Genomic DNA, 7,015 nt, shown 5'->3' with positions numbered 1-7,015 from the left:
GTATGATGTTGATCGACCATGGAAAGATTTACCGCAATCGGATAGAGACTGGATTTTATTTACTGAAGAAACCCCAACAGTTCCTGTCTATGCTGGTTTAAGCCCCGCTGAGACTCAATCTGCACTTAAACGTAAACTAGAACCCAGCTATATGGGCACTTTCACTGGTGCTCGTCGCTATGTCCTTCATACTTTTGCTAATACCCAAAGTACGTTGATGAAAAAACGTGTTTCACGTTTTATGGAAGGAAAAATATGCCCTTCCTGTCATGGTAAACGCCTTAAACCAGAAGCCTTATCTATTACCTTTGCTGGAGTAGATATTGGTGAGTTTATGCAACTTTCTTTGGATAAGTTAACTTGCCTGCTTGAGCCCATTGTTCTTGGCAATTTCGACGCTCATGATGCTGGAGAAAAGACTAATAATAAAGTAACCCAACTTGATAGATCTGAACGAGCAACAACAGGTAGAGCAGTGCATTCTGTATCTCCAGATGTAAGACGTACGTCAGCACTTTCAGATGAAAAGAAAATTGCTGCCCAGCGTTTAGCAAATGGTGTGGTGGGGCGTTTAAATCAATTACGCCAGTTAGGTCTTGGTTATCTAACATTAGATAGAGCCACACCGACTCTTTCAGCGGGAGAGTTACAACGTTTGCGTTTAGCAACACAATTAAGTTCTATGCTATTTGGTGTAGTTTATGTACTGGATGAACCGTCTGCTGGATTACATCCTTCAGATAGTCAGTCATTATATGATTCTCTCGATAAATTAAGAGACGCTGGAAACTCCGTATTTGTTGTAGAGCATGATTTAGAGCTCATGCGTCGTGCTCAATGGTTAGTGGATGTTGGACCAGATGCAGGAGAGCAAGGTGGTAATATTTTATATAGTGGAGTACCTCAGGGTTTAAGTGAGATTTCAGCTTCACGTACTGCAAGTTATTTATTTAATAAAATCCCAGTTACTCAAAGTTATGGACGTACACCCTCTGGTTGGCTTGAACTTAACAATATTTACCGACATAACCTGCATAATATTGATGCTCGTATACCTCTTGGTGTACTTACAGCAGTTACAGGTATTTCAGGTTCAGGTAAATCTAGTCTCGTTTCTCAAGCTTTACCCGAGTTAGTACTTTCATATTTAGGCAATGAGTCTGAAACTGAAAACAATAATGAAAATAATCCTTTAAATGAAGGAATGTTGGTTAACGAGGTTACACAGGGTTCTCTGGCTGGTGATGTGGAGGCTATACAGCGTCTGGTACAGGTTGATCAAAAACCAATTGGCCGTACTCCACGTTCTAATCTGGCAACTTATACGGGTTTATTTGATCATGTTAGAAAGTTATTTGCTGGGACTCCTGAAGCTCGCCAAGCTCATTATGATGCTGGACGTTTTTCGTTTAATGTGGCTAAAGGGCGATGTGAAACTTGTGAAGGTGAAGGCTTTGTCAGTGTAGAGTTATTGTTTATGCCAAGTGTATATGCCCCTTGTCCGACATGTCATGGTGCTCGATATAATGATGACACTCTGAAAATTCGCTGGAATGGACGTAATATTGCTGAAGTATTAGGAATGACCGTCAATGAAGCACGTGATTTTTTTGATGGAGAGGTCTCGATTGCTCGTTCACTACAATTATTAAAGGAAATTGGCCTTGGTTATTTACGTTTAGGGCAACCAGCGACTGAACTATCTGGTGGAGAAGCGCAACGTATTAAATTGGCGACCGAGCTGCAACGCAATCAGCGTGGAAATACACTGTATATACTTGATGAGCCAACTACAGGTTTGCATCCATCAGATGTAGATCGATTGTTAGTTCAATTGCAGCGATTAGTCGATGCGGGTAATACCGTGGTTATGATTGAGCATGATATGCGTGCCGTTGCACAAGCAGATTGGGTGATTGATGTGGGACCAGGTGCTGGAAATGCTGGTGGGAATATTGTTGTGGCAGGAACACCAAAACAAATAACAGAAAATCAAGATAGCCGTACTGCTCCATATTTAGTTAATGAGTTAGTGAGTCGTGATACTAAACGTTGATATTGCGAGTGGGTAGAATAAATCCTTAAATTAAAAGCCTGTAAAATCAATCAGATATTTTTTGTTTTAGGTGGTGTGTGAGCATGAAATCTAAAAGTTTTTTTCAACTAAGGGCTTTGTTGCACAAACGGTAATCCTCTCATAAATAACTGAAGTTAAAAGTAGAGGTTAAGCAGCCATTAGAGGTGGCCTTCCTTTGTTTGCTTGGTGTGGTCTTTTATGGTTGTAATGCCACAGCCAGTTTGTTGCATAATCTTGTACTTCATCCAAAGTATCAAATAAATGTTTGCTCAGCCAACTATAACGTATAGTCCGATTATAGCGTTCAATATACGCATTCTGCTGTGGTTTACCTGGTTGAATATATTCAATACGAATACCTTGTTCAGTTGCCCAGCGTACAAATTCGTGACTGATAAACTCCGGGCCATTGTCACACCGAATAACTAACGGTTTTTCTCGCCATTCCAATAACTGATTCAATGTGTGAATAACCCTGATCGTGGGTAATGAGAATTCTGCTTCAATAGTCAAACCTTCTCGACGGTAATCATCAATCACATTCAACAATCGGAACTTACGACTATCGATCAGCTGGTCATGCATAAAATCCAGTGACCAGACCTGATTTGCCCGGATCGGCTCTTTCAGTGGTTCTGGTGCATGCCGTTTTAGTCTTCTTCTCGGTTTAATGCGCAGATTCAGTGCTAACTCACAGTAAATGCGATAAACACGCTTATGATTCCAAACATGGTTTTCAACATGACGTAGATAAGAGAAACACAGACCAAAACCCCAATCTGTATTTTCTTCAGTGAGCTCAATGAGCTGTTCTGCAATTAATGTATTGTCATCGTTTAACTTGGATTGATAACGGTAGCAGGTTTCACTGATACTAAATCCTCGGCAAGCCAAACGAATGCTAATCGCATAGTGGGCAACTGCCTGTTGTGCCATCTTACGTCGGCAAGATGGCCTCACCCTTGCGCAGCAGTGCTGCTCATTGCCATCGCTTCCTGAATGATCTCTGCCTTTAAGCGTTCTTCAGCATACATCTTTTTAAGTCTGGTATTTTCTGCTTCCAGTTCTTTGAGTTTTGCCATTAATGATGTATCCATACCGCCATATTTGGCACGCCATTTATAGAAGGTCGCATTACTCATACCGTGTTCACGACAAAGGGCGGCTACAGGTGTGCCAGACTCCGCCTGTTTCAAAATGGACATGATCTGACTGTCAGTAAATTTAGATGTTTTCATGCAGAATCTCCTGCCTATACTTTAAGAGAAAATTCTACTTTTAGGTCCTATTGTTTTTAGGAGGGATTACTGGGTACAAACATGGACATGATGAATCCAGATCAAACAAAAGAATAATTTGATTTTCGTTTGAAACTTTCTTTTCCAAATGAATTGTTTTTAAAGCAAACATAGTAAAGTTTATGAAGTATTCTTGAGGTCAACATATTATATTTTACAAATGAAATTGAAATTATTTAAGTTATTGAATTTTCGTTTAATAAAAGAAGATATGAAGTTATTATCAGGTATAATTCATTTAACATAATCAATATTATACGAAATCAGTGTGTTAGAACCCATTTAAAGTGTCTATATTCTCACCAATAAAAATGTCTGGTTTATGATGGTTTTTATCACCATGGACTGGATATAAAATATAAATGCTGATCACTATGTCTGATAAAGAAATTCAACGTCTTGCAGTTCTGCAAGACGTTAGAGATCATCGTATTACCCAGGTCCGTGCTGCTGAAATCCTGAATCTTTCCACCCGTCAAATTACCCGGTTATTGCAGAAGCTCAATCAAGATGGTGTCTCAGGTATGGCACATGCCAGTCGTGGTCAACCGGGTCATCGTCGCCATGATGATTTATTAAAATCAAAATGTCTTTCCATTATTTCTGAACATCTGCTGGGCTTTGGACCTACCTTGGCGCATGAGAAGCTCAGCAGCATGTTTGACCTGAATATCCCGGTAGAAACGGTTCGGCGCTGGATGACTGCAAATGACCTTTGGATTCCGCGATCCAAACGTCTAAAACGCCCATACCAGCCACGCTATAACCGTGATTGCTTCGGTGAGCTGATCCAGATTGATGGCTCATATCATGACTGGTTTGAAGGAAGAGCCACCAAATGCTGTTTGCTGGTTTATATCGATGATGCTACCGGCAAGCTGTTGCATCTACGCTTTTGTGAGGCTGAAACGACCTTTGACTATATGCTTTCAACCCGAGCCTACATTGAGCAATACGGCAAGCCCTTGGCCTTTTATAGCGATAAACACTCGGTATTTAGAGTCAACCAGAAATCCAGGCAAGACAGCCAGATCACGCAATTTGGGCGGATTCTGAATGAGTTAAACATTGATATTATCTTCGCCAATTCACCACAGGCCAAAGGACGTGTAGAACGAGCCAATAGAACGCTTCAGGATCGTCTGATTAAGGAGATGCGCTTAGAAGCTATCAGTTCGATTGCAGATGCCAATGCCTGGCTGCCCTGCTTTATTGAGCAATTTAATCGTAAATTTGCCAAGATGGCCTTTAATCCTAAGGATCTCCACCGGACTGTCACTGAAACAGCTGAAGAATTAGATGATATTTTTACTTGGCGTGAACCCCGCAGAGTCACCAATAGCCTGACCATTACTTATGATAAATGTGTATATATTCTGGAGAATATCCAAGAAAATCAGAAGCTGATCGGTAAATATCTTGAGTTTCTAGAATATCCGGATGGTACTGTAGCGATCATGCATGAAGGACGGAAGATCAATTACAGCATCTTCGATAAATTAAGTCAGCTTAACCAGCGAGAGATTGTTGAGAATAAACGTTTAAGTTCTGTATTGCTGCATATTCAACAACAGCATGAAGAACTGGAACAGCAAAACAAACGTAATCGTTCTCAAAAGATGCCAAGCAGACGTGCACAGAAAACAGCAATTCAACAACGAAATCTGAATCCTGTGCTTGACTTGGAAATGTCCATATAGGACATTTCTATTTGGTTATTAGGTAGGACATTTCTACTTGGGAATAACACAGTTTGTTAGAACCCATTTAAAGTGTCTATATTCTCACCAATAAAAATGTCTGGTTTATGATGGTTTTTATCACCATGGACGGGATATAAAATATAGATGCTGATCACTATGTCGGATAAAGAACTTAAACGATTGTCGGTTTTGCAGGAAATCTGCGATCAACGCATAACTCAATCCCAGGCTGCTCAGCTACTTCTACTTCATATTTCAGAATGTCAGGTCAGACGCTTACTGCAGAAATACAAAGTTCAAGGTCCAGCTGCATTAGCCCATACGGGTCGTGGCCAAACCAGCAATTCCAGGCTTTCTGAAGAACTCAGACTCAAGTGCCTCAATATTGTTTCTGATCAACTGCATGGTTTCGGACCAACCTTGGCGCATGAAAAGCTTATTCAACAGGAGTTATGGTTCATTCTGACCAAGGCAGTCAGTACTGTAGTCGTGCTTTTAGAGCGCTATTATTGACGAATAACTGTATTCAAAGTATGTCACGCAGTCTTGCGCAGTACACTGCTCATGTTGGGACAATGCAGTGACTGAAAGCTTCTTTCATACATTGAAAGGTCATGTAATCCATGGCAGTGTGTTTGCCACTCGAAAAGAAGCGAATGCTGTCTTGTTTGACTATATCGAGATTTATTACAATCGAATCAGAATACATTCTGCAAATGGCTGGTTAAGTCCTGAAGCCTTTGAACAAAAATATTGTAAGAATTTAGAGGGATCGAATGTCCACAATACTGTCTAGGATCAGATAAAGGATTCTGCATCTGAAAAAAGGCCTTTAGCTTAATTCTGAGCTTCGACTAATGACAAAATATAAGACTTCTACCTCTGAAAATTATAAAAAATCAATTTTTTTGATTTTTAAAGAATGAGGATATAGTATTTGTAAAATTACTTAGCTGCTTAAAACTTAATTCTAATTGGTTAATAGGTGAAAAATGAAATTAGCAGAAGCTCTCTTACTTCGAAGTGATCAACAAAAAAAAATTATTTCACTAAAACAACGTATCAATGCAAATGTATTGGTACAAGATGGTGATAAACCATCTGAAGATCCAAATGAACTACTAAAACAAGTATTTGCTTTAATTCAAGAATTTCAAAAATTAAGTTATGCAATTCATGAAACTAATGCTTTAACAAAATTAAATGATGGTCGTTCTTTACTTGCTTTATTGACTTTGCGTGATGAATTTGTAGAACAGCACAAAACCCTAACTGCAGCAATAAGTAATACATCTCGTGAATCTGATCGTTATAGTACGCGGGAAATAAAGTGGCATAAAGTTATTCCAGTTTCATCACTACAAAAACAAGCTGATGATATTAGTCTTAAATTACGTGATTTAAATGTGGTGATTCAGTCGAGTAATTGGAAAATTGATTTGATTGATGCCTAATAGTCCTTTAGATATAATCAAGTTGAACATACTGGGCGAGTACAAGATCCCTTACTTCCACAACATAGGATTGTAAATAAAGTGTAGTGGCTTGCAAAGCAAGTGGATAAGCTTAAAATTTTAAGTACAAATCAATCCATCACTTGGCATAACTCAAATCTTTGTGCGAACAAAGTTACATGTTACTTATAACTACCATGTACTGACAGTATGTTCACCTCAATTACTAAAAATAAAGAAATGAGCAAGCACCAGCTCAACTACATTTCTATTTTTAATTCGGTTCGGCTTTGTTGCATAACGAGCTGAAAGACAGATTTTGAAAACAGCAGATTCAAATCACAAGTTGAACCGTACCGGGTTCGTCGGAGACTTTTTTATTTAAGTTAGGCCACCTGACCTAACGGGTTAATCTTATCATAGTACATTGCTTCAAACTCAAAAGGCGATACATAACCCAGTGCACTGTGTACACGCTTTTTA

3 protein-coding genes and 4 pseudogenes are annotated in these 7,015 nt (G+C 39.3%); 5 read left to right on the top strand and 2 right to left on the bottom strand.

Annotated elements, in window-relative coordinates; genetic code table 11:
• On the top strand, positions 1 to 2,056 hold a 2,056-nt coding region (locus Q9R21_RS14725), incomplete at its 5' end, for an excinuclease ABC subunit UvrA (RefSeq protein ID WP_311204769.1).
• Between the two features lie 168 nt (positions 2,057 to 2,224).
• Here Q9R21_RS14725 and Q9R21_RS14720 read toward each other — a convergent pair.
• Both Q9R21_RS14720 and Q9R21_RS14715 read right to left on the bottom strand, forming a co-directional pair.
• Positions 2,225 to 3,315: pseudogene (locus tag Q9R21_RS14720) on the bottom strand (IS3 family transposase).
• Between the two features lie 64 nt (positions 3,316 to 3,379).
• A pseudogene (locus tag Q9R21_RS14715) lies at positions 3,380 to 3,487 on the bottom strand (site-specific integrase); the annotation flags it as partial.
• A 250-nt stretch (positions 3,488 to 3,737) separates the two neighbouring features.
• Between Q9R21_RS14715 and Q9R21_RS14710 the strand changes: the two are divergent.
• From Q9R21_RS14710 to Q9R21_RS14695, 4 genes and pseudogenes are all read left to right on the top strand, one after another.
• Positions 3,738 to 5,075: an ISNCY family transposase gene (locus tag Q9R21_RS14710; RefSeq protein WP_311204768.1), complete on the top strand. Its 1,338-nt coding sequence runs from the start codon at positions 3,738 to 3,740 to the stop codon at positions 5,073 to 5,075.
• A 159-nt stretch (positions 5,076 to 5,234) separates the two neighbouring features.
• Positions 5,235 to 5,516 (top strand): annotated as a pseudogene (locus tag Q9R21_RS14705) (helix-turn-helix domain-containing protein); the annotation flags it as partial.
• Positions 5,510 to 5,874 (top strand): annotated as a pseudogene (locus tag Q9R21_RS14700) (IS3 family transposase); the annotation flags it as partial. The pseudogenes Q9R21_RS14705 and Q9R21_RS14700, both read left to right, overlap by 7 nt.
• Positions 5,875 to 6,070: 196 nt before the next feature.
• Positions 6,071 to 6,532: a DIP1984 family protein gene (locus Q9R21_RS14695; RefSeq protein WP_004281794.1), complete on the top strand. Its 462-nt coding sequence runs from the start codon at positions 6,071 to 6,073 to the stop codon at positions 6,530 to 6,532.
• Positions 6,533 to 7,015: the final 483 nt, after the last annotated feature.

It is taken from the genome of Acinetobacter sp. RG5, from assembly GCF_031844265.1.
Classification (GTDB): Bacteria; Pseudomonadota; Gammaproteobacteria; order Pseudomonadales; family Moraxellaceae; genus Acinetobacter.
This window is presented reverse-complemented; position numbering and strand designations above follow the sequence as displayed.

Bases quoted from the DNA above. Each gene is read 5' to 3' on its own strand.
- Q9R21_RS14710 (WP_311204768.1), top strand. From the start codon at position 3,738: ATGCTGATCACTATGTCTGATAAAGAAATTCAACGTCTTGCAGTTCTG.
- Q9R21_RS14695 (WP_004281794.1), top strand. From the start codon at position 6,071: ATGAAATTAGCAGAAGCTCTCTTACTTCGAAGTGATCAACAAAAAAAA.